The sequence below is a fragment of the Bartonella sp. MM97QHHN genome (assembly GCF_042194285.1).
Classification (GTDB): domain Bacteria; phylum Pseudomonadota; class Alphaproteobacteria; order Rhizobiales; family Rhizobiaceae; genus Bartonella.
The window spans coordinates 24,638-48,157 of sequence record NZ_JBHIMS010000032.1 but is presented as its reverse complement, the minus strand read 5'-3'; the positions used below and the strand labels follow the sequence as shown (position 1 = coordinate 48,157).

19 protein-coding genes are annotated in these 23,520 nt (G+C 37.5%); 18 read left to right on the top strand and 1 reads right to left on the bottom strand.

What is annotated here, in order from left to right; genetic code table 11:
• Positions 1 to 59 precede the first annotated feature (59 nt).
• The 6 genes from serS to ACFIJW_RS01875 all read left to right on the top strand — a co-directional run bounded on the left by serS (position 60) and on the right by ACFIJW_RS01875 (position 7,185).
• Positions 60 to 1,337 carry a serine--tRNA ligase gene (serS, locus tag ACFIJW_RS01900; RefSeq protein WP_375633105.1) on the top strand — a complete coding sequence of 426 codons (1,278 nt, stop codon included), beginning with the start codon at positions 60 to 62 and terminating at the stop codon, positions 1,335 to 1,337.
• A 133-nt stretch (positions 1,338 to 1,470) separates the two neighbouring features.
• On the top strand, positions 1,471 to 2,130 hold the full coding sequence (locus ACFIJW_RS01895; protein WP_375633103.1) for a protein-L-isoaspartate(D-aspartate) O-methyltransferase: 660 nt from the start codon (positions 1,471 to 1,473) through the stop codon (positions 2,128 to 2,130).
• A 155-nt stretch (positions 2,131 to 2,285) separates the two neighbouring features.
• Positions 2,286 to 3,464, top strand: a complete 1,179-nt coding sequence (locus ACFIJW_RS01890) for a peptidoglycan DD-metalloendopeptidase family protein (protein WP_375633101.1) — start codon at positions 2,286 to 2,288, stop codon at positions 3,462 to 3,464.
• A gap of 685 nt (positions 3,465 to 4,149) precedes the next feature.
• Positions 4,150 to 4,602 carry a preprotein translocase subunit YajC gene (yajC, locus tag ACFIJW_RS01885; protein ID WP_375633099.1) on the top strand — a complete coding sequence of 151 codons (453 nt, stop codon included), beginning with the start codon at positions 4,150 to 4,152 and terminating at the stop codon, positions 4,600 to 4,602.
• A 459-nt stretch (positions 4,603 to 5,061) separates the two neighbouring features.
• The gene (locus ACFIJW_RS01880) at positions 5,062 to 5,448 is read left to right on the top strand and encodes an Mth938-like domain-containing protein (protein ID WP_375633097.1); all 387 of its coding nucleotides are present in this window, start codon (positions 5,062 to 5,064) and stop codon (positions 5,446 to 5,448) included.
• A gap of 876 nt (positions 5,449 to 6,324) precedes the next feature.
• Positions 6,325 to 7,185, top strand: coding sequence for a phytoene/squalene synthase family protein (locus ACFIJW_RS01875; RefSeq protein WP_375633095.1), 861 nt, complete (start codon positions 6,325 to 6,327; stop codon positions 7,183 to 7,185).
• Between the two features lie 829 nt (positions 7,186 to 8,014).
• Here the strand turns inward: ACFIJW_RS01875 and ACFIJW_RS01870 are convergent.
• Complete coding sequence (locus ACFIJW_RS01870; RefSeq protein WP_375633093.1) at positions 8,015 to 9,904, bottom strand: peptidyl-prolyl cis-trans isomerase; 1,890 nt, start codon at positions 9,902 to 9,904, stop codon at positions 8,015 to 8,017.
• 154 nt (positions 9,905 to 10,058) lie between these two features.
• On the opposite strand from ACFIJW_RS01870, the gene tpiA reads away from it, so the two are divergent.
• From tpiA to lipA, 12 genes are all read left to right on the top strand, one after another.
• On the top strand, positions 10,059 to 10,823 hold the full coding sequence (gene tpiA / locus ACFIJW_RS01865; protein WP_375620758.1) for a triose-phosphate isomerase: 765 nt from the start codon (positions 10,059 to 10,061) through the stop codon (positions 10,821 to 10,823).
• Between the two features lie 82 nt (positions 10,824 to 10,905).
• Positions 10,906 to 11,358 (top strand): preprotein translocase subunit SecG, encoded by a 453-nt coding sequence (secG, locus tag ACFIJW_RS01860; RefSeq protein WP_375633091.1) that lies wholly within the window; start codon positions 10,906 to 10,908, stop codon positions 11,356 to 11,358.
• 129 nt (positions 11,359 to 11,487) lie between these two features.
• The gene (locus tag ACFIJW_RS01855) at positions 11,488 to 13,116 is read left to right on the top strand and encodes a CTP synthase (protein WP_375633089.1); all 1,629 of its coding nucleotides are present in this window, start codon (positions 11,488 to 11,490) and stop codon (positions 13,114 to 13,116) included.
• A 36-nt stretch (positions 13,117 to 13,152) separates the two neighbouring features.
• On the top strand, positions 13,153 to 13,989 hold the full coding sequence (gene kdsA / locus ACFIJW_RS01850; protein WP_375633087.1) for a 3-deoxy-8-phosphooctulonate synthase: 837 nt from the start codon (positions 13,153 to 13,155) through the stop codon (positions 13,987 to 13,989).
• 71 nt (positions 13,990 to 14,060) lie between these two features.
• Positions 14,061 to 15,332 (top strand): phosphopyruvate hydratase, encoded by a 1,272-nt coding sequence (gene eno / locus ACFIJW_RS01845; RefSeq protein WP_375633085.1) that lies wholly within the window; start codon positions 14,061 to 14,063, stop codon positions 15,330 to 15,332.
• Between the two features lie 111 nt (positions 15,333 to 15,443).
• On the top strand, positions 15,444 to 15,851 hold the full coding sequence (locus tag ACFIJW_RS01840) for a TM2 domain-containing protein (protein ID WP_375633083.1): 408 nt from the start codon (positions 15,444 to 15,446) through the stop codon (positions 15,849 to 15,851).
• A gap of 726 nt (positions 15,852 to 16,577) precedes the next feature.
• Positions 16,578 to 16,889, top strand: coding sequence for a septum formation initiator family protein (locus ACFIJW_RS01835; RefSeq protein ID WP_375617692.1), 312 nt, complete (start codon positions 16,578 to 16,580; stop codon positions 16,887 to 16,889).
• Positions 16,890 to 17,024: 135 nt separating this feature from the next.
• Entirely contained in the window at positions 17,025 to 18,065 is a 1,041-nt protein-coding gene (gene pdhA, locus ACFIJW_RS01830; RefSeq protein ID WP_273791144.1) for a pyruvate dehydrogenase (acetyl-transferring) E1 component subunit alpha, read from the top strand.
• A 16-nt stretch (positions 18,066 to 18,081) separates the two neighbouring features.
• Positions 18,082 to 19,449 (top strand): pyruvate dehydrogenase complex E1 component subunit beta, encoded by a 1,368-nt coding sequence (locus tag ACFIJW_RS01825; RefSeq protein ID WP_375633081.1) that lies wholly within the window; start codon positions 18,082 to 18,084, stop codon positions 19,447 to 19,449.
• Between the two features lie 14 nt (positions 19,450 to 19,463).
• Positions 19,464 to 20,807: a pyruvate dehydrogenase complex dihydrolipoamide acetyltransferase gene (locus ACFIJW_RS01820; RefSeq protein ID WP_375633079.1), complete on the top strand. Its 1,344-nt coding sequence runs from the start codon at positions 19,464 to 19,466 to the stop codon at positions 20,805 to 20,807.
• A gap of 221 nt (positions 20,808 to 21,028) precedes the next feature.
• Positions 21,029 to 22,489 carry a dihydrolipoyl dehydrogenase gene (lpdA, locus tag ACFIJW_RS01815; RefSeq protein ID WP_375633077.1) on the top strand — a complete coding sequence of 487 codons (1,461 nt, stop codon included), beginning with the start codon at positions 21,029 to 21,031 and terminating at the stop codon, positions 22,487 to 22,489.
• Between the two features lie 67 nt (positions 22,490 to 22,556).
• Positions 22,557 to 23,519, top strand: coding sequence for a lipoyl synthase (lipA, locus tag ACFIJW_RS01810; protein ID WP_375633075.1), 963 nt, complete (start codon positions 22,557 to 22,559; stop codon positions 23,517 to 23,519).
• The last annotated feature ends 1 nt before the right edge of the window (position 23,520 follow it).

Genomic DNA, 23,520 nt, shown 5'->3' with positions numbered 1-23,520 from the left:
AAAGTGTATAATCTTATGCGATAAGGAATGAATAAAAACAATATAAATGAGGAATTTTTATGCTTGATATTAAGTGGATTCGTGACAATCCTGAGAAATTAGATAAAGCACTCGTAAGTAGAGGTCTTGAGCCACAAGCTGAAAGGTTAATACAACTTGATCTTGCACGTCGGTCGCATATTGCTAAGGTGCAATTGGCGCAGGAACGTCGCAATGCTGTTTCAAAGGAAATAGGACAGGCTTTGGCTGTATCTGATCAGCAAATGGCTGAACGTCTTAGAGCTGAAGTTGAAGAGATTAAAGCTTTTCTTTCCTCTGCAACAGTGGAAGAAAAACAACTGACGGAGAGTCTTGAGAAACTTCTTTCAGCACTTCCAAATATTCCATTAGATGATGTTCCAGAAGGTAAAGATGAAAGTGATAATGTCGTCATTCGACATTTTGGTACACCTCCAACATTTAATTTTACACCAAAGGAACATTTTGATCTTGGTCAAGATCTCAAACAGATGAATTTTGAACGAGCTAGTCGTTTGTCTGGAACACGTTTTACAGTACTTTCAGGGGCGTTAGCACGGCTAGAACGAGCATTAGGCCAATTTATGCTTGATGTGCATGTCAATGAGAATGGTTACACAGAAGTCTCAACACCTCTTCTTGTTCGTGATGAGATTGTTTACGGAGCAGCACAATTACCGAAATTTGCTGAAGACCTTTTTCGTACAACAGATGGTCGATGGCTTATTTCCACAGCAGAAGTGCCATTAACCAATTTGGTCAACGATGAAATTCTTGAAATATCAGATTTACCACTGCGATTTTCTTCTTTATCTCCCTGTTTTCGTTCAGAGGCGGGAGCAGCCGGTCGTGATACGCGCGGTATGTTACGTCAGCATCAATTTTGGAAAGTTGAAATGGTCTCGATTACCAGTGAAGAGCAGTCTTTAATTGAATTGGAACGTATGACGGAATGTGCAGAAGATATATTAAAACGGCTTGGTTTGCCTTTTCGCACAGTGGTTCTTTCTACGGGTGATATGGGGTTTGCAGCGCGTAAAACCTATGACATTGAGGTTTGGCTTCCTGGTCAAGAATGTTATCGTGAAATTTCTAGCTGTTCAGTTTGTGGAGATTTTCAAGGTCGTCGTATGAATGCGCGCTATCGTAAAGACGGCGATAAAAAATTGCATTTTGTTCATAGCCTTAATGGTTCTGGTACGGCTGTTGGACGTTGTCTTATTGCCGTACTTGAAAATTATCAACAGGCTGATGGATCAATTATTATTCCAGATGTTTTACAACCTTATATGGGAGGCATGCGCTGTATTACTGCTTAATTTTACGAAAGGAGAGACAATATGCGTTTATTGCCAAGAGGTGATGATACACAGACGCAAGTTTTTGCCATTTTAAAAGAAGCAGTTTGTCAGTGTGATAAAAGTGTACCTCCATTGGAGATTGAATGATACTATGGGGCAAAAGGGTATTTTACAATTTCGTGAGGAGTTAGCCGCTCTTGTACTGAAAATGCGTAGCAAAGGCATTGATGACGTGCGATTTTTTTCGGCATTAGAGAAAATTCCGCGTCAACAGTTTGTTGCTGCTCCTTGGTTCAATAGTGCTTATGATAATAAAGTTATTCCCCTTGAGTGTGGTGAATATATGGAACGTTTGGAAGAACAACTCTTAATTCTTTCGGCATTATCGTTAAAAAAAAGGCATCGTGTCTTAGAAATTGGTACAGGATCTGGTTTTTGTACTGCTCTTATGGCATGTCTGAGTGACCGTGTGACAACGATTGATCGTTATAAAACGCTTGTTGATTTAGCACGCCAAAAATTTCAAACTTTAGGAATTGAAAATATTGTTATACGGCAGATTGATGGAAGTCATAGCGTGACAGGCTTAGGATCATTTGATCGCATTCTTATTTGGCCATCACGTTTTGATGAACCAAAGGAATTTTTAGAACTTTTAGCTGAAAATGGAATTCTCATTCAGGCGATAGGACCTGACGAAGGGGTACAAACAGTGACGCGCTATACAAAAATTGGTGGTCGATTTGAGTGTTTAGAACTGTTCCAAGTGCGTTACCAACCTTTTATTAAAGGCATTGCGGAGATACTTTAATTTTTAAAAGCTAAGAAGTTTCTGCAAATTGTCTACGTTAAATTCATTTTAATCTTATATAAAGATATTTATGAATAAAACATCTCATTTTAACTCTTCGGTAATTTAAAAAAGCTTTAATGGATTGAGTTGATTATTGATGAGTGAGCAAAACGATGTGTCTAAAAGCTTTGGATAATATTTTCCAGCATAATTTTCAGAGAATAACTTTGTTAGCGGTGGTAACTATTGTTGCTGGTTGTAGTTCTGGTACACAGCGTTTTTCCAATACGTTCTCTCATCGTACGGTATCATCTCAATCAAATATATCAAGCACTATGTATACAGACCCGCGAATGCTATCATACGGTAGTGGTATGATACAAAGCACTGAATTGCCACCTGTGGAATCAGGTGATGATTCGTGGGGAGATGACAATTCTCCCTATAATTTTCCACATCAAGATAGGATAACTTCTTCTGATGGTCGCGTTATGGGCTCCCCTCCACGTAATCTTGGAACACTTTCTCGTTCACAAATGGATAAATCTCCTATTTTTCGGCGGAATTCTTATATTGTCCAGAGTGGAGATACACTGCTCAGTATTGCACGACAAGTAGGGATTAGTGTTAAGGCATTAAAATTAGCAAATGGTATAAACAGCAATTCCATTTATATCGGTCAGGTCCTTGTTGTTCCAAGCAGGCGTACATTAGCAGCTTCAAATGCACACAATAATAACGATTGGGCAGTGTCAACAACAGAATCTGCATCCCAGTCTGTGATGTCCTCTATAAAAAACAAGAAGTCCTCTCCTATATATAAAGCTCCTGTAACAACGCCACCCTCTGCAAAGATGAACAAATCAAGTTCTGAGAAAAATTTTTCTAAACAGATGACGCAATTGAAACATGAGACTGGTTTGTCAAGTACTGTTACGAATACAGATAATATGACGACTCCGCAAGCCACAGGAATTTCTAAGATGCGTTGGCCAGTACGAGGGCGTTTATTAAGCCAGTTCGGTCAAAAAAAGGGAACAGTAATGAATCGAGGAATAGATATTGCAGTGCCTGAAGGGTCTTCGGTAAAGGCGGCAGAAAATGGTGTGGTTATTTATGCGGGAGATGGACTAAAAGAGCTTGGTAATGTTGTGATGATTCGACATGAAAATGATATTATCACTATTTATGGATGTAATAGTAAGCTTGTTGTTAACAAAGGACAAAGGATAAGGCGCGGTGATGAGATTGCTAAATCTGGTGTTTCAGGAAATGTTAAAACGCCACGTGTCTATTTTGAGATGCGTAAGAATTCATTACCTGTTGATCCCCTTAAATATTTAGAAAACTAATTTATTGATGACGTTTACATTTGAATAGTCTTACAGTTTATAGAAAATTCATGAAAAATAATTGATTTTCTTAAATCAATGACATTACAGCAAAAAATCATTGGTTTTAGAAAAGTAGTTCGTTGGGGTCGGTAAATATTACCATTTTTGTATTTATGAAAGTGTAAGACAATAGTATCATACTATTTGTCAGCTTTGAGTGTTTCAATTGCTCTTGCATTTGAGAGAAGCATGAAAAAGATATTTTCACGCCTTTCTTAAAAAGTTTTTATCTACAGGCTCATTTAATATGTGTGACGTGCAAGAAAATCGTTTTGATTAATTCAGAAGGTTTGAAATGAGAGCGTTTTATTGTATTTAGATCTGTCATTTGATATCAAAAACGATAAATTATCTATATAAATTAAGTTTGTTCATTAGAAAAATTATCTTGTATAATTTATTGAGTTAGTGAAAAGATTTGTATTGTAGGATATACAATAGGGGAAAGTGAATCTATTTTTTAAGATTTTTCTCATTGTATTTTGGTATTCTGCCTCTTAAGGATTTATTGTATTTTTGTAAAGCTGTGATTAGATTATGTAGTTATTGCTTTTTATGATAAATTCTTTAGGAATTTTTTCTGTATCGGAATTTCATTTTAATAGAGTGGGAAATACCTGAGGTTTAACTATAGGAGATAAAAATGTTTATTACGAACGCTTATGCTCAAGTTGCAGGCGATGTTTCCGGTGGAATTTCATTTGCTAGCGCTGTCCCATTCATTTTAATTTTTGCAATTATGTATTTTTTTATCATTCGTCCACAGCGTGCCCAAATGAAAAAACGCCAAGAAATGCTTAATGCAGTACGTCGTGGTGATACAGTTATAACGGGTGGTGGTATTATCGGCAAGGTTACGAAGGTTCACGACGAGAGTGGTGAATTAGAGGTTGAAATTGGTGAGAGTATGAATATTCGTGTTATTCGCTCAACATTAGCTGATGTGCGCGTTAAAGGTGAGCCGATTGCAGAAAAAAAATCAAAACTTAATGCTAAAGCAAAAAGACCACAAAAGTCTAAATCTAAAACGACAACGAAAGAAGATATGAGTATCTCTAAAGAGAAAAAAGCTATATCAAAGGAAAATGCATCTTAAGGTGTAATGGCAGTTTATTACATTTTTTAAGCATTTTTATAAAAAGCTTGGCAAGATCAAGACAATTTCATTGAAAAAGGGGCTTTTATAGTGGCTACAGAAAATGGAGTTTTTGTTTTCTTTAGATGATTAAAATAGTTGTTTTATTTATGGAATATTACGCAATTTTTTCTGTTTTTAAAACAAGATCATTGTTTCTATAAAAAGAAATTTGCGAGTAAATAAGCTGAGAAAACTTTTTAAAAGATAGATTTATTTAAGCAGGTATAGCTTTTGATTGCGGTTTATTATCGAATTTTCATATACTTGTTGTATGAGAAGATTAGGGTTTTATATAAAATTTCCACTTCAATACTAGGCTATGGTTAAGATATCAATGTTTGTATCAGCCTTCCTTTAATTTTATGGTGAGAAGTAGCAAAGACAATTGGATTATTCAAAAATAAAGGGTGCTTGTTCATGTTCGATGCAATTCAAATTCGTGAAGCACATTTTCCAAGTCGCGCACCTATTGATGCTTATGGAAATGGTGGATTTCGTTTTGCTGATATGTCTCATAGAGGTTCTATTGTTTGTGTACCATCAGGTATTTATGGCATTGACATGGCAGGACCTATTCCCACTCAAGAGGATATATCTCGTATTTTAGAAGAAGCTTCTGAAATCGAAGTTTTATTAATAGGTACTGGAATTGAATTATTACGATTACCTGAAGAGTTACGGGTGCTTTTATGGGAAAAACGTATTTCATCAGATACAATGAGTACGGGAGCGGCGGTGCGTACATTTAATGTTTTATTGGCTGAAGATCGCGCTGTTGCGGCGTTATTATTTGCGGTAGAATAGAGTATTGTTTAATAAAACAAAGGCTCTGGTCTAGCATGAAAGACTTGTGTGATTATTTTCTGCGCTGTAAAATACTGTCGTTTAAGGCGGTGATATAAGGGTATAGAATATACATAACTTAACACATTAAGTGTTTTTAAATACAGAAGCAAGTATTCAGGACAAAGTTTGCTCATAGTTCCTAATGAATCACATGAGTGATCAGCTCTTGGCACTTAAGACAGTTCATAAGAGGCATTTTAATTCTTTCTTATACAGTTTTTACCTACAAGCCAGTTCCGCTTGTGACGTGCAAGGGAATAGTTTTTATTGATGTAACATGGAATTGGTTTGAAATGAAAGCATATCTACGATATTTGGGATTCTAATTTAACATACAAAACACAAAATTATCATTATAAATCAATGCGTTTATAGTAACAGAAATGCACCGAGAGCAATTGGATTTTTTACAAATTGGTGTTGGTAAGAACCTTTGTCTTTTAGGATGGGGAGGAGGTCAATGATTGATAAAGTTTTTGTGATCAGTGCATTTTTTATAAAATAACATTGTCATCTATCCACTGAAAAAGTGTTTTGCGTTGTTTGTTGTTCAAGTTTTACTATGCATGTTACGATTGGTTTTTAGCTTTTTTATTGCAAATGAAAACTTGAAGTCCGATAAGATAAGTTTTATCAGAAAAATTATTTATTTAATTTTTTTCTTTCTAAAACGAAAAGGGACTAGAAAAGAAATTTTAATTCATAATACAGTTAAGAGACACATTTAAAAATCTTATTTTCTGAACTGTATTTGCTTATCCTTCATTTTTTAATATGAATAAAAAGAGGGTATTAATTTAATTGCTAAAAAAGGGACGTTAATAGGTTCATAGAATGATAGGCTCTCTTCCTTATTGTCTTGATATTTTACGTACCATAGATCGTGATCGCTATATATCGGTTTTATTTGCACCTAAAAAAAAGCGCCAAGCATTGGCTGCTCTTTATGTATTTAATGCTGAAGTTTCTCGTATCCGCGAAAGTGTACATGATCCACTCATAGGAGAAATACGGTTACGTTGGTGGTATGATGCTATTGCTCATGGTGAAATGCAAACGAGTGGAAACAATCCGATTTTGAATGATTTATTAAAAGCAATCACTCTTTTTAATTTACCTAAGGCAGCTTTTTTACGTTATTGTGATGCGCAAATTTTAGATCTTTATCACAATCCAATAGAAACACTTCATGATCTAGAGCATTATTGTGGTGAGACAGCAGGCATAATTTTACAGCTTTCTTGTCAGATATTAGATCCTGAAACTGCACAAGAGTTTACAGATATCTATGAACACGGAGGGATTTCTCAAGGATTAAGCGGTGTATTGCGTCTTTTATCATTCATGCAATCACGATATCAATATTATTTACCCACTGATATATTAAAGGCTGTAGGAGTGAATAGGGAAGCTTTGGAATCTCATCGTCTCAGTGATCAACAAAAGGGTTGTATTGTTGAAGCTATGGTAGCATTATCGCGCGATCATTATACCCAATTTTACGAGTATTCTTGTATTTTACCGAGAGTTCTTAAGCCAGCTTTTCTTCCATTGGTCATTGTACCGGCTTCTCTTCAAAAAGCTATACAGCTGGGGGCAGCAATTTTTCAAGAGAGCGCAACTTTGCCATTGATGTATCGCTATTGGTTGATAACAAGGGCAGCAATAAGCGGCAATTTTCCAAAGATATTGTAAAAGAATATTACTATGTTGGAATGCGTAACATGTAGACTGATTTTCTCATATGAAGATAAAGGAGCTATTGTGATTCCAAACCATTTTTTTTGTTATAAAAATGTTGATGTTTTGGTTGTTATGAACGCAAAAGAATAAGAAATTTTATGATCTTGAAAATACGCTGTATTTCTTCATCAGTAATATGTTTTATTCAGTGTATTGGATGGGTGAGATGCAGAGAAAGAAAAACATGAAATAAAATTTCTATTTTATGAGAGAAGTTATCTTAGCAGTCTATAAGTCTATAAAAAACTCTTATTTTTGAGAAATTATAACATCATAATTGATGACTGTTATGATTGATGAATATATTGATTTATAATGATAATTCGTTTTTTCTCATATTGAATGAGAGTCTTGAATAGAAAAAGATTTCTCCATTTTTATAATGAATTTTAAAAATAGTTTTTTTATCTATTATAAGTTGGGTGTGTAAATGAAATCATTTAAGGAAGAAGCAATACGCTCCCTATGAATGAATATTAAGAGTAGCAATATGATAAGCTATGAATGAATGACGATAGGGATGATATTTATAGCTTAATGGGCGGCAACCTTTACAACCTTTGGATGGATAATGTTTTTTAATGCATTGCAAAAACGATTCTACATTCCATTGACTATTTTCTCGCAAATCCATACATGCACTGTTTTGCGAGAAAATGAATCATTATACAAACGCTGATCCTAAGATATGCAGACAAGAAACCCGTCTTACCTCTTCAACTATAGACGAAGAGCTGATGAAAACTTTATCAATAAGTTCTTAAAATTATGCACAATCTTTTTATTGGAGAGTGTTAAAGATCTGATTATAATTTGTGCTATTAATTTCCAAAGGATGTTCTTTATTGGCAACTTGTAGCATTTCTAGCTTGAGATCTTCTCTTATCATCATATCTATATTGGCGCGGACCTCAGTTGAAAGAGTATGAGACGTGATATCTTTAGGCATGGTTACAGTCTTTATTTGATAAATGATACGGTTTGTTGCAACCGGACCTTTTATGATGCCATAATGACCTTTGGGAGCGGAAAATAATGCTTTAATGCCTTCAACGCCAAGGGTTTCAGATGAGTCTTGACGCCGGAGGGTTGGTGTTGTTTGTTTTGTAACACCAAGGGTATGAGCAAGAGCAACAAGACTTTTTCCTTCCGTGAGCTGTTTGAGAGCATTTTGGGCTTTTTCATCAAGAAGACGTTGGATTTCCTCATTTTTCCATTGAGAAAGAACATCTAGCTTAGCCTCTTCAAGTGTCTTATCACGGGAAGGAATAATTTTATCGACCTTGTACCAGAGATATCCACCATTTTGAAAAGAGAGAGGATCAAGATCGACTCCTTCGTTTGATTGATAGATGGCATTCAGTAAAATATCTTTTTGAGGTAAATCCGTGAGTATTGCACCTTCAAGCGTTTTTCCCGTTTTATCAATAGTAATTGTGCGCAAAGATAACTTGTATTGGTCAGCTAACTCTTTGAGAGAAGCACCCTCAAAACGAGCATTTTCAATGGCAGCATAATTGTTACGGATATCATCAGTAGCACGATTTTTGGCAAGTATTTGGCGAATATTTTCTTCTACACTTTCAAAAGGAAGAGAGCTTGAAGGTTCAATATGCGTAACGCGAATGAGAACAGGTCCCTGTAAGTCATTTATCACAGGACTGACTTGGCCTTGTTGAAGTTCAAAAATTTCAGATGTCAGATGATTAGGAAGTTCGTTTTCTGCGAGAGGACCTTTTTTTATGTCATTAAGAGTCTTTTTTTCAGCTTTTACCAGTTCATCAAAACTCAATCCGTCAGCTATTTTTTTTGCTGCATTATCGGCTTCTTCGCGTGAGGGGAATCGCAGTTCTTCGAATGTACGCTTTTCAGGCGTTACAAAACGTGAAGCATTTTGTGTATAATAGGCTTTCGCCTCATCTGTTGAGATATCTTTAGGTTTTACAAAATCATTAAGTTCCATAGATAGCAAAGAGACAGTACGGTATTCTGGAGCACGAAATTGACTTTGATGTGTTTCAAACCATTTTTGTAATGTTTCGTAATCAGGATCAGCAATTGTTTTCTTTTCTTTTAGATCAATAACGAGATAATCAGCAATACGCATTTCTCCTTGATAAAGAGCAAGTGCTTTATAAAAGAGATTTGGTGCCTTCATATCAGAAAGTAAAGCAGCAATCAGCTGATTACGCTTTTCTTGTTTGGTGTAATAATTAAGAAAAGCACTTTCACTAATACGTAAATGCTGAAGATAGTTATAAAACAAGTTTTTATCAAAAGTGCCATTTACCTGGAACATCTTATCAGAACCAATCGTATGAGCTATTGTATCTTTTGAAAGACTTATTTTCATTTTACGTGCTTGTTCATCAAGCAGTACATTTTGTTGTAATTGATTAAATACAAAAGCAGGAATTTGGTATTGCTGCATTTCATTTGTTGTAAACATTCGTCCAAGATGAGCAGCATATGCTAAACGTGCGCTTTGATCGGCGAGTGCAAGACGATAATCATCGACAGTTACTGTGGACTTTCCAGAAGTAATAAGATCTCTTTCACTTTTTTTGTGTAACTGCGGTACCCCCCATAAAAGAATGAAGCATAAGAGTAAAATAGCAAGGAAAATTCTAAAAATCCAAGAATTTGTAGCATTTCTTATGATGTCAAGCATTGTTCAAGTCCATTTTTAATGTGAGTTATTATCAAAGCTGTAATGGAATTTGCAATAAAGAGATGAAAGATGCAAGCTTTAAAGACTTGCTTTCATTTTATAATTTGGTAACTACAGATAAACAATGTATTGTAAAAGCTCTTGAGGTGAAAATATGTCTCCAAATATTCGGCCTTTTCTTGCTGGAAATTGGAAAATGAATGGAACGAGTGAATCGCTTGGAGAGTTACGTGCTATTGCTACAGGCGTTAGCTCTGATCTAGGTCATCTATTTGAAGCCCTAATTTGTGTTCCAGCAACGCTTTTATCGCGTGCTTCTAATACGCTGAATGGTGAAAATCTCCTTTTGGGAGGACAAAATTGTCACTTTGATGATCATGGTCCTTATACTGGAGATATTTCAGCTTTTATGCTTAAAGAAGCAGGAGCAAGTCATGTTATTATTGGGCATTCAGAACGTCGTACAGTGTACCAGGAAAATGATGCGATTGTCTGTGCCAAAGTGCAAGCTGCGTGGCGAGCAGGTCTTGTGGCTCTTGTATGTATTGGTGAAACATTGGAGGAGCGTAATAATAATAAAGTACTGGATATTCTCACGCAGCAGCTTGAAGAATCTCTCCCAGATGATGCAACAGCAGAGAATACCATTATCGCTTATGAACCAGTTTGGGCGATAGGCACCGGCAATACAGCGACTCCAGAAGATATTGCAAAAGTACATCATTTCATTCGTGATAGGGTGCGCTCTCGTTTTGGTGATGAAGGTAATAAGATACGTTTGCTTTATGGTGGATCCGTAAAGCCATCCAATGCATTTGAGCTTTTAAGCATTGCTCATGTTAATGGTGCTTTGATAGGTGGAGCAAGCTTAAAAGCGATTGATTTTTTAACAATTTGCGATGTTTGTCGTAAACTATAGCAGAGAAATTTGAGTTTCCCCTTGGATTGTGCGTTATTTATGTGTAAATAGCTATTAAAGAGTTATTTGAAGAGCAGGGTTTATGCAAACAGTACTTATAGTTATTCATTTTTTGATTGTGATTACTTTGGTTGGTATTATATTAATTCAACCTTCAGAAGGTGGTGGGTTAGGTGTGAGTAATAGCTCAGGGTTGATGAAAACTCGTGGATCTCAAAATCCTTTAACACGTTTGACTGCTATTTTAGCCTGTTGTTTTTTTGTTGTGTCTATTGGACTTACCGTGGTGAGTAATATATCAAATTCTAGTTCTGATATTTTAAAGCGTATACCGGTTAATTCAGAGCAGAATTCTACCAATAAAGACTCAGGATCAGTCCCATCATCAGATGGTGAGTCTTCCCCTTCTATTCTTGAACAGCTAGGAGGCACTTCGAATTCTCCGCAGGAACAGAAACAGTCCACAAATCCTGAAGCAGAAAGTCCAGTTCCTCAGGTTTTTGAAAATACAGTTCCGGATAACAGTACAAAATAGTTTTTTAAGAAAACATAGACTTTTTAAAAAAGGTGATTTTTTTCGCCTTTTTTATTTTAGAAGAAAAATTGTTTCTTTTTGCATTTTTTGCTGGAAAAATCATTATAAATTGCTTATCACCATAAGCCCATGGCACGTTATGTTTTTATTACTGGTGGTGTGGTTTCTTCCCTTGGAAAAGGCATCGCAGCGGCGGCGTTAGCAGCGTTATTACAGGCTCGTGGCTATCGCGTACGTCTTCGCAAACTTGATCCTTATTTAAATGTTGATCCAGGTACGATGTCACCTTATCAACATGGCGAAGTATTTGTGACCGATGATGGTGCAGAAACGGATCTTGATCTTGGTCATTATGAGCGTTTTACTGGGCGTTCTGCAAATAGCCAAGATAATATTACAACAGGGCGTATTTATCGCAATATCATTGAACGAGAGCGGCGTGGTGATTATTTGGGGGCAACAGTCCAAGTTATTCCTCATGTTACAGATGAAATTAAGAGATTCATTACGATGGAAAATGAAGAATTTGATTTTGTTTTGTGTGAGATAGGTGGAACGGTTGGTGATATTGAAGCAATGCCTTTTCTAGAAGCGATTCGTCAGCTTCGCAATGAGCTACCGAGACAAAATGTCGTTTATGTCCATCTCACATTAATGCCTTATATTCCTTCAGCAGGTGAATTAAAAACGAAACCAACACAACATTCTGTCAAAGAATTGCAAGCAGTTGGTATTTCTCCTGATATTTTGCTTGTACGTGCAGATCGATCTATTCCAGAAACAGAACGGTGCAAATTATCACTTTTTTGCAATGTTCGCTCCAATGCAGTCATTCAGGCATTAGATATGCCAACAATTTATGATGTTCCTATGGCATACCATAAGGAGGGTTTGGACTCTGAAGTTCTTTGCGCTTTTGGAATCGATTCGGCACCTTCCCCAAAGATGGATCGTTGGGAAGATATTACGCATCGTATTCACCATCCTGAAGGAGAAGTTACGATTGCTGTTGTAGGAAAATATACGGGCTTAAAGGATGCTTATAAATCTCTTATTGAAGCGATTGCACATGGTGGTTTAGCGAATAGAGTGAAGGTTAATATTGAGTGGATTGATTCGGAGCTTTTTGAAAAAGAAGATTCTGTTTCAGCTTTACAAAAAGCCCATGGAATTTTGGTTCCAGGTGCTTTTGGGGCACGAGGGGCAGAAGGGAAGATTCGAGCAATTCAATTTGCGCGAGAGCGTAAAGTTCCATTTTTAGGGATTTGTTTTGGGATGCAATTAGCTTGTATAGAAGCTGCGCGCAATATTGCACAGATTGAGAATGCTTCATCAAGTGAGTTTTGCGAAACAGACAATCCAATTGTAGGTTTAATGACAGAATGGCTTAAAGGAGACGTTCTTGAAAAACGTACAAGAAATGGTGCTCTCGGCGGTTCAATGCGCCTTGGTGCTTTTGCTGCTGAATTAAAAGAAGCGAGTCATATTGCTCAAATTTATGGGATGACCAAGATTGTCGAGCGACATCGTCATCGTTATGAGGTCAATATTGATTATAAGGATAAGTTAGAACAGTGTGGTTTGATTTTTTCTGGGATGTCTCCTGATGGTATTTTACCAGAAACGATAGAATATGTAGATCATCCATGGTTTATTGGTGTTCAATATCATCCAGAATTAAAATCTCGTCCTTTCGATCCACATCCGCTTTTTTCTTCTTTTATTGAAGCCGCTGTAGAACAAAGTCGATTAGTTTAATGCGTAAATTGGATTACTTTGCTTTTGAGGGATAAAATGACTAAACCAAATGCACGTGTGAAAGTTGGAAATATGATTTTTTCAAATGAAATGCCTCTTTCATTAATTGCAGGGCCGTGTCAGATGGAAAGTCGTGATCATGCTTTTGAAATGGCTGGTCGTATTAAAACAATTACCGATCAGCTTGGTATCAGGTTTGTTTATAAATCAAGTTACGATAAAGCCAACAGAACCTCTTTGAATGCGGCACGTGGCATTGGTCTTGAAAAAGCAATGGCTATTTTTTCTGATTTAAAAAAAGAGTTTGATTGTCCCATATTAACTGATGTGCATACAGAAGAGCAATGTACAATTGTTTCTTCTACAGTTGATATTTTACAAATACCGGCTTTTTTATGTCGTCAAACAGATCTTTTGGTAGCAGCCGCCAAAACAGAATGTGTTATTAACATTAAAAAAGGTCAGTTTTTAGCGCCGTGGGATATGGAGAATGTTTTAAAAAAGGTTGTTTACAGTGGTAATCCGAATGTTATGCTTTGTGAGCGAGGCACGTCATTTGGTTACAACCGACTTATTTCTGATATGCGTTCGTTGCCTATTTTACGTTCATTTGGAGCTCCTGTTATTTTTGATGCAACGCATTCTGTTCAAGAACCTGGGGGGCAGGGGGCTTCATCTGGTGGACAGCGTCAATTTGTTGAAATTTTAGCGCGTGCAGCTGTTTCTGTTGGGGTAGCTGGTATTTTTTTAGAAACACATCAAGATCCAGATAATGCACCTTCTGATGGACCCAATATGGTTAAAGTTGATGATTTACAAAGATTGCTTGAGACTTTAATGGAATTTGATTATCTGTCAAAAAAGTTGAGTTGAGAAGAGAAAAAATATTTCATTAATAGGGCATTATAAATGAATCGAGACTTTTATTGGATAAGGAAACACATATGACTATAATTGTCGATATCATTGGGCGTGAAGTTCTTGATAGCCGTGGTAATCCAACGGTAGAAGTTGATGTTCATTTGGAGAATGGAGCTTTTGGTCGCGCTCTGGTTCCTTCGGGAGCTTCAACAGGAGCATACGAGGCTATAGAGCTTCGTGATGGTGGTTTGCGCTATCAAGGGAAAGGTGTTGAAAAAGCGGTTGCTGCAGTTAATGGCGAAATTCTTGAAGAACTTGGTGGGCGGGATGCAACAAATCAAATTGCTATTGATCAAGCAATGATTGCTTTGGATGGAACGCCAAACAAAGCCCGTCTTGGTGCCAATGCACTTCTTGGTGTTTCATTAGCTGTTGCAAAAGCAGCTGCGGATTCATTAAATTTACCTTTGTATCGTTATATTGGTGGTACACAAGCGCATATTCTTCCAACCCCCATGATGAATATTATTAATGGTGGCGTTCATGCTGATAATTTGATTGATTTTCAAGAGTTTATGATTATTCCTATAGGAGCTCCTACTATAAGAGAAGCGATCCGTTATGGCGCTGAGATTTTCCATGCATTGAAAAAGCGTTTAAAAGATGCGGGTTATAATACCAATGTTGGTGATGAAGGTGGTTTTGCTCCTCAATTTAAAAGTGCTGATCAAGCAATTGATTTTATTATGGAATCTATCATGATATGTGGCTATAAACCAGGTGAACAAATTGCCATTGGTTTAGACTGTGCTTCAACCGAATTTTATAAAAATGGTTCGTATTTTTATAAAGGTGAGGGGAAATGCCGTGACACCCAAGAGCAGGTAGATTATTTAGCGCAGCTTGTGAAAAATTATCCTATTATTACAATTGAAGATGGAATGGCAGAGGATGATTGGGAAGGTTGGAAGCTACTTACTGACACAATGGGAGAAAAATGTCAGCTTGTTGGCGATGATTTGTTTGTAACGAATTCAGCACGTTTGCGTGATGGTATCAAAATGGAGGTAGGCAATTCTATTCTCATAAAAGTTAATCAAATTGGTACATTGAGTGAAACACTTGATGCTGTAGAGGTAGCACATAAAGCAGGTTATCGTGCCATTATATCTCATCGTTCAGGCGAGACAGAGGATTCTTTCATTGCAGATCTTGCTGTTGCAACGAATTGTGGACAAATTAAAACAGGTTCTCTTGCACGTTCGGATAGATTAGCAAAATACAATCAACTTATCCGTATTGAGGAAATGCTAGGAGCCCAAGCACATTATGCTGGTGATTTATATCGTGTATAGTTGTGAGCAAAAAATATGAAAGTATACAATCATTTAGATTATGAAATTGAGATTTCTTATCAAAGGCATATACGCAATAATTTTTAAGTATTTAAATTTATAGGGATTAAGATGAGAGGTATAATTATTAGTCAAGATCAAGGAACTTATCTCGTTTCGGGTGATGATGGTAAACGTTATCAGTTTGCGACTTGGGATTGGTTGGGAAAGAATCCACCAAGGATTGGTAATGCTGTTGATTTTGTCTGTGAAGGGGGGGGTGTCAGTTCTGTTTTTCCATTGTTGAGACCAGGTACAGAGAACTCAAAGATAATGTTCGCACTCCTTTGTTGGTGTGCAGGTATCTTTGGTGTCCATCGTTTTATGGTTGGTAAAGTTAGGACTGGTGCTTTAATGCTGGTTCTATCTTTATCATTGTTTGGATTGATAATTACCGGAATTTGGGCAGTTGTTGATTTTATAGTCATTCTTGGAGGAAGATTTACGGATAAAGATGGGAATCAGATTACAGATTTTTAAAAATTTTATAATAAAGAGAAAGTAATTCAGTTCGCTTTTTATTTTTATAAATAATTAAGTTGCATCATGCAAAATTATTGTACTATATTTATTTAATATGAGATATTAAAAAACATGTACAGCTAAGTAAAAGTATTGAAAAAGACAATGCTATTTTATACGGGTAAAGCAAAGACGCAAATTAATTAAGGCGTGCATTGTTTTTCTGCTTATAGCAGTGGATAGCATTAGATTATTGGAGGCTCCAAACTATCCTAATTTCACGTTTATTACGGCTGCTATAAATTGTATTTACACCGTGAGGTTAATCCGCATATTATCAAATTAGAAATAATCTCTTTATGAATAACACATAAGGAGCGTGGGTAAGGATGAAGGGTGAAATTATGGTTCAAAATCAAGGGGGTTATCTCGTTTTGGGAGGTGATGATAAGCGTTATCAATTTGAGGATTGGAATTGGTTAGGAAAAAACCACCAAGCATAGGGGATACCGTTGATTTTATCTTTATTTTAATAGGAAATTTTAGGAAAAAGCTACAAATTAGAGGATATCCAATATTTATAATATAAAAAGTAGGTCATTCAGCTTACTTTGATTGTATTAAGGGGGATAAATTGAAAATAACAAATTATTTAGTGTAGATTTGGTAATGAGGTATTAATCAAAATCATGCATAGTTGGGCAAAATATTAAGAAATTTGTGCTGTAAAGACTGTGCTATTTTATGTGGACAAAGCAGAAACGTCGATCAATCAAAGTACGCTTTGTACTACCTCTTATGACGGTGGGAGTCTTAAGCTATTTCAGTTATCACATTTATCATGGTGAGTATGGATTGTATTCACGCAGTGAAGTTAATCAGCATATTAGCGAATTAGAAAAGGAGCTTCATAAAATAGAAGCTGAGCGGATATTCATGGAAAAGCGTATTTCTCTTTTACGCAACGGGCATATAGAAAAAGATATGTTGGATGAGTATGTCCGAAAGAACTTGAACTTCTCTAAGTCAAATGAACTGACAATCTTAATACCTTGAAATGATACTAAAGGTAAATGAAAAATCGCTTAATTTAAACAACAATCAGCAATGATATTGTTTAAGCCGATTGATAAGGCTTGTAACTTTTGTTCGTAAAGGTTATTCCTAAATAATCATAAAAGGGAGTTTAATATGGCAGAACGACTTAAAAAAAATTCTGCGTCGGCGGCGCGCACTGCATTATCAAGCACCACAAAGAAAGCACCAATAGCAGATTTTACAAAAGAAGAAGAAATTGATGCTTATCGTGAAATGCTTTTAATTCGCCGTTTTGAAGAAAAAGCAGGACAACTTTATGGTATGGGGCTTATAGGGGGATTTTGTCACCTTTATATTGGTCAGGAAGCCGTTGTTATAGGAACATTGAAAGCGGCAAAAGAAGGTGATCAGGTTATTACGTCTTACCGTGATCATGGACATATGTTAGCGGTTGGGATGAGTCCGCGTGGTGTTATGGCAGAATTAACGGGACGTCAAGGGGGCTTTTCTAAAGGGAAAGGTGGCTCGATGCATATGTTCTCTAAAGAAAAGAACTTTTATGGGGGACATGGTATTGTTGGTGCGCAGGTTCCCATTGGTTCAGGTTTGGCATTTTCGAATCAGTACCTTGGTAAAGATAATGTGACATTGGTTTATTTTGGTGATGGTGCTGCAAATCAGGGGCAGGTTTACGAGAGTTTTAATATGGCTTCACTTTGGAAGCTTCCTGTTGTTTATATTATTGAAAACAATCAGTATGCTATGGGAACGTCAGTTTCACGTGCATCTGCAGAAACTGATTTTTCCCGACGTGGTCTTTCTTTTGAAATTCCAGGTATTGTTGTTGATGGTATGGATGTTCGATCAGTAAAAGGAGCTGCTGATGAAGCAATTTCTTGGGCACGCTCAGGTAAAGGACCGATCATTCTTGATATGCAGACCTATCGCTATCGTGGTCATTCCATGTCTGACCCAGCAAAATATCGTTCAAAGGAAGAAGTCCAAAAAATAAAAGAGGAGCACGATCCGATTGATCAAGTAAAAAGTCGGATTCTTAAAAAAAATTGGGCGAGCGAAGACGATTTAAAATCTATTGAGAAAGAGGTCCGTGCAATTGTTGCTGATGCGGTAGATTTTGCACAAAGTGATCAAGAGCCAGATGCTTCTGAGCTCTATACTGATATTTTAGTTTGATGCGAGGGAAGCAAGTATGTCTATTGATATTTTGATGCCGGCGCTTTCACCAACTATGGAAGAAGGTAAACTGTCTAAATGGCTCAAGAAAGAAGGTGATAAGGTTAGCTCTGGCGATGTTATTGCTGAAATTGAAACGGATAAGGCTACAATGGAAGTAGAGGCCGTTGATGAAGGTACTCTTGGTAAGATTTTTGTGCCTGAAGGGTCTGAAGGTGTAAAGGTTAACACTGTTATTGCGGTTTTGTTAGAAGAAGGTGAGCGTGTTGAGGATATTTTGCAACCTACCGATACAGCACAAAAACCTAAGGAATTTCCTCTTTCTCTACCTTTGTCAGTTCCGCAGGCTGCTCCTACTTTTGATACATCTCCTGATTTTGATATTCCAGCGGGAACCCAAATGGTTACGATGACAGTACGTGAAGCGCTTAATCAGGCTTTGGCTGAGGAAATGCGGCGTGATGAAAAAGTTTTTCTCATGGGGGAAGAGGTCGCGCAATATCAAGGTGCCTATAAGGTTAGTCAAGGTTTGTTGGAAGAATTCGGAGAACGCCGAGTTATTGATACCCCAATTACAGAGCACGGCTTTGCTGGGCTGGCTGTTGGGGCTGCTTTTGGTGGGTTACGTCCCATTGTTGAGTTTATGACATTTAATTTTGCGATGCAGGCGATGGACCAAATTATTAACTCAGCAGCCAAAACACGTTATATGTCTGGTGGACAAATGACCGCTCCTATGGTTTTCCGAGGTCCCAATGGCGCGGCTGCCCGTGTTGGTGCTCAACATTCTCAATGTTATGCTGCATGGTATAGTCATGTACCAGGTCTGAAAGTTGTCATGCCTTATAGTGCTGCAGATGCAAAAGGTTTGCTGAAAGCTGCTATTCGTGATGATAATCCTGTTATTTTCCTTGAAAATGAGATTTTGTATGGGCATCAATTTGATGTTCCTCAACTGGATGATTTTCTTTTGCCTATTGGTAAGGCACGTATTCATAAGTCTGGACAAGATGTGACGATTGTTGCATGTGGAATTGGGATGCATTATGCTGTTCAAGCGTTACCAGAAATTGAAAAACTTGGTATTGATGTTGAATTGATTGATTTACGAACCATTCGCCCGATGGATTTTCCAACAATTCTTTCGTCAGTTAAAAAAACAGGTCGTTTGGTAACAATTGAAGAGGGATTTCCTCAGTCATCTGTGGGAACTGAAATAGCAACGCGTGTTATGCAGCAGGCTTTTGACTATCTTGATGCGCCAATTGCTACGATTTCTGGCAAAGATGTTCCGATGCCTTATGCCGCTAATCTTGAGAAGTTGGCTTTGCCTAATACTGCTGAAATTATTGAGGCCGTTAAGGCTGTGACATACAGAGCATAACGGAGGAAAGCATAATGCCCATTAAAATTACAATGCCAGCGCTTTCCCCTACGATGGAAGAGGGAAATTTAACAAAATGGAATATTAAGGAGGGAGATAAGGTTTCCTCTGGTGATGTTATTGCTGAGATTGAGACAGATAAAGCGACAATGGAAGTCGAAGCCGTTGATGAAGGTAGGGTTGCTAAAATTGTTGTTCCTGCTGGAACACAAGGCGTTAAAGTAAATGCTTTAATTGTTGTTTTAGCAGAAGAAGGTGAAGATTTAGCTGAAGCTGCAAAAGTTACAGAAGAAATCTCTTCTTCTACAAGACAAAAACCAGAGGGCATCAAACAGACAGATTCTCTGAAACAGACGGACTCAAAGGGAATAAAAATGTCTCATGAATCATCAACTGGGCAATTAATACAGCAAGATAAAAAGGAAGCTCGTCTTTTTGCCTCTCCCTTAGCGCGGCGATTAGCATCTCAGGCAGGTCTTGATTTATCCCTTATTTCTGGAAGTGGTCCGCATGGGCGTATTATTAAGCGCGATGTAGAAAAAGCTGTGAGCAGCGATATGTCTAAAGTGTCTTATTCATCACCGATAGGGGAGCTAATAGCTACAGGTGCTTCGGACAAACAGATATTGAAACTCTTCAAAGAGGATGAATATAGCTTCGCTCCCCATAATAATATGCGTAAAACAATCGCGACACGTTTGGTGGAATCAAAACAGAGAGTCCCACATTTCTATGTAACGGTAGATTGTGAACTTGATGCGCTATTAGCACTGCGTACACAACTGAATGCTGCTGCTCCAATGGTTAAGGGGCAGGAAGAAACTCAGCCTACTTATAAGCTTTCTGTTAATGATATGGTGATCAAAGCTGTCGCACTTTCTTTGAAAGCGGTTCCTGATGCGAATGTTTCTTGGCTTGAAGGCGGGATGCTTCATCATAAACATTGTGATGTTGGGGTTGCTGTTTCTATTCCCAATGGATTAATTACACCGATTATTCGCCATGCAGAGGAAAAGCCGTTATCACTTATTTCCAAAGAGATGAAGGATTTTGCAAAGCGTGCGCGCGAGGGCAAGTTAAAAATGGAAGAATATCAGGGTGGAACAACGGCTGTATCAAATATGGGGATGTATGGTATAAAAAGTTTTTCGGCTATTCTTAATCCACCGCATGCGACGATTTTTGCGATTGGTGCAGGGGAGCAACGCGCCGTTGTTAAAAATGGTGCATTAGTTGTTGCGACAGTTATGTCAGTTACGCTTTCTGCGGATCATCGTGCTGTCGATGGTGCTTTAGCAGCAGAGCTCGCGCGGACTTTTAAGAAGATGATTGAAAATCCATTAGCAATGTTGGTTTGAACTGTTTAACAGTTCTTCACGTAAATTGTGAGAAAGCGTGTTAAGAGAATAGAAACAAATTTAAAGAGTTTAAAGAGCAATGTTATTGCTATTTCTGGTTTGGATAAAGCATTTGCGTGAAGCTTAAAGCAAAAGACATAAGATAATTCTCTCATGTTGTTTTACAGACTTAAGTTCAAAAAATGCATATCCATTTTATATATATCCATGGAGGAATTACTGTGGTAAATCTTTATGATGTAATTGTGATTGGATCAGGTCCAGGCGGATATGTAACCGCAATTCGTGCAGCACAATGTGGCTTTAAGACTGCGATTGTTGAACGTGAACATTTGGGAGGGATCTGTTTAAATTGGGGATGTATTCCAACAAAGGCCCTTCTACGTTCAGCGGAAATGAAACATTTTGCTGAACATGCGACAAATTATGGATTAAAAATTAATGGTTCAATTGAGGCAAACATCAAAGATGTTGTGGCACGTTCACGGGGTGTTTCAGCACGTTTAAATGCTGGTGTTGGTTTTTTAATGAAAAAAAACAAAATTGATATTATCTGGGGTGAAGCAAAGCTTACTAAAGAAGCAAAGGGAAGCCTTCCTGCGGAAATTATGGTTTCTTCATCCTCCAAACCGATTATGCAACCGCAAAATCCAGTCCCTAAAGGGACGTTAGGGGAGGGAACTTATCAAGCAAAGCATATCATTATTGCAACGGGCGCACGTCCTCGTGTCCTTCCTGGTATTGAGCCAGATGGAAAACTCATTTGGACTTATTTTGAAGCTATGATACCGCCAGCAATGCCAAAATCGCTTTTGGTTATAGGGTCTGGGGCTATTGGCATTGAATTTGCTTCTTTTTATCATGATATGGGGGCGATAGTAACTGTTGTTGAAATGATGCCCCATATCATGCCTGCTGAAGATATTGAAATTTCAACGTTTGCTCGTAAACAGTTAGAGAAAAAAGGTTTACGCATTCTTCGTCAAGCAAAAGTAACAAAGGTTGAAAAATCTTCCGATTCTGTAAGTGTACATATTGATGTTCAAGGTAAAATAGAGTCAATGACTGTTAACCGGTTGATTTCCGCTGTTGGGGTGCAAGGTAATATTGAGAATCTTGGTTTAGAAGCTTTGGGAATAAAAACCGATCGCGGCTGCATTGTAACTGATGAATGGAGTTGGACGGGGGTGGAAGGTATTTATGCTATTGGTGATGTAGCAGGCCCTCCTATGTTGGCCCATAAAGCAGAAGAAGAAGGTGTGATATGTATTGAGCATCTTGCAGGTTTGAAAAGCGCTCATCCGCTTGATAAAAGAAAAATTCCAGGGTGTACATATTGTACACCACAGGTTGCCTCTGTAGGGCTTTCAGAAGCAGCTGCAAAAGAAGCAGGTTATGATATACGTATTGGTCGTTATTCTTTTGCTGCGAATGGTAAGGCGATTGCTTTGGGTGAAGATCAGGGGTTAGTAAAAACGATTTTTGATAAAAAAACAGGACAGCTTCTCGGGGCCCATATGGTAGGGGCTGAGGTAACAGAATTGATACAGGGTTTTGTTATTGCTATGAATCTTGAAACAACAGAAGAAGAATTAATGCATACTGTCTTTCCACATCCGACCTTATCGGAAATGATGAAAGAAAGTGTATTGGATGCTTATGGTCAAGTTTTAAACGCTTGATGACTGGATTGTATGAAAAATTTTATATTTTTGATTGTTACTTCGTATTTATAAGGCAAAGGCTTAAATGGTTACGGTTGTTGATAGAGTTGCAAATAGACGATTGCGTCATCCTGAAAAGGCACATCGTCCTGATACAAGCGTTCAAAAAAAGCCAGATTGGATTCGTGTAAAAGCGCCAACATCACCAATTTATAAGGAAACACATGGTATTGTACGTACGCATAAGTTAGTGACTGTATGTGAAGAAGCTGGTTGTCCTAATATTGGCGAATGTTGGAGCCAGAGGCATGCTAGCTTTATGATTTTAGGTGAAATATGTACGCGTGCTTGTGCTTTTTGTAACGTTGCAACAGGTATTCCACTTGCCGTTGATGATAATGAGCCAGAACGTGTCGCTGATGCTGTTGCACGGATGGAATTAAAACATGTTGTCATTACATCTGTTGATCGTGATGATCTTGCTGATGGTGGTGCTGAGCATTTTGCAAAAGTTATTTATGCGATTCGTCAAAAAACTCCTAAAACAACAATTGAAGTTCTTACACCTGATTTTCGTCATAAGGATGGCGCTTTAGAAGTTGTTGTTGCTGCTAAGCCTGATGTTTTTAATCATAACTTAGAAACAGTTCCTTCTAAATATTTGAAGGTCCGTCCAGGGGCACGTTATTTTCATTCAATTCGTTTGTTACAACGTGTTAAAGAACTTGATCCAACAATTTTTACAAAATCGGGAATTATGGTTGGCCTCGGGGAGGAGCGAAATGAAGTTTTGCAATTGATGGATGATTTGCGCGCTGCTGATGTTGACTTTATGACAATTGGACAATATTTGCAGCCTACACGAAAACATCATCCAGTTGTTCGTTTTGTGCCTCCTGAAGAATTTGAGTCTTTTGCCAAGATTGGTAAAGTAAAAGGATTTTTACATATGTCCTCCAATCCTCTAACGCGTTCATCTCATCATGCTGGAGATGATTTTGCCATTTTGCAAAAAGCGCGTGATGAAAAATTTTCCTTACAGAGATAAT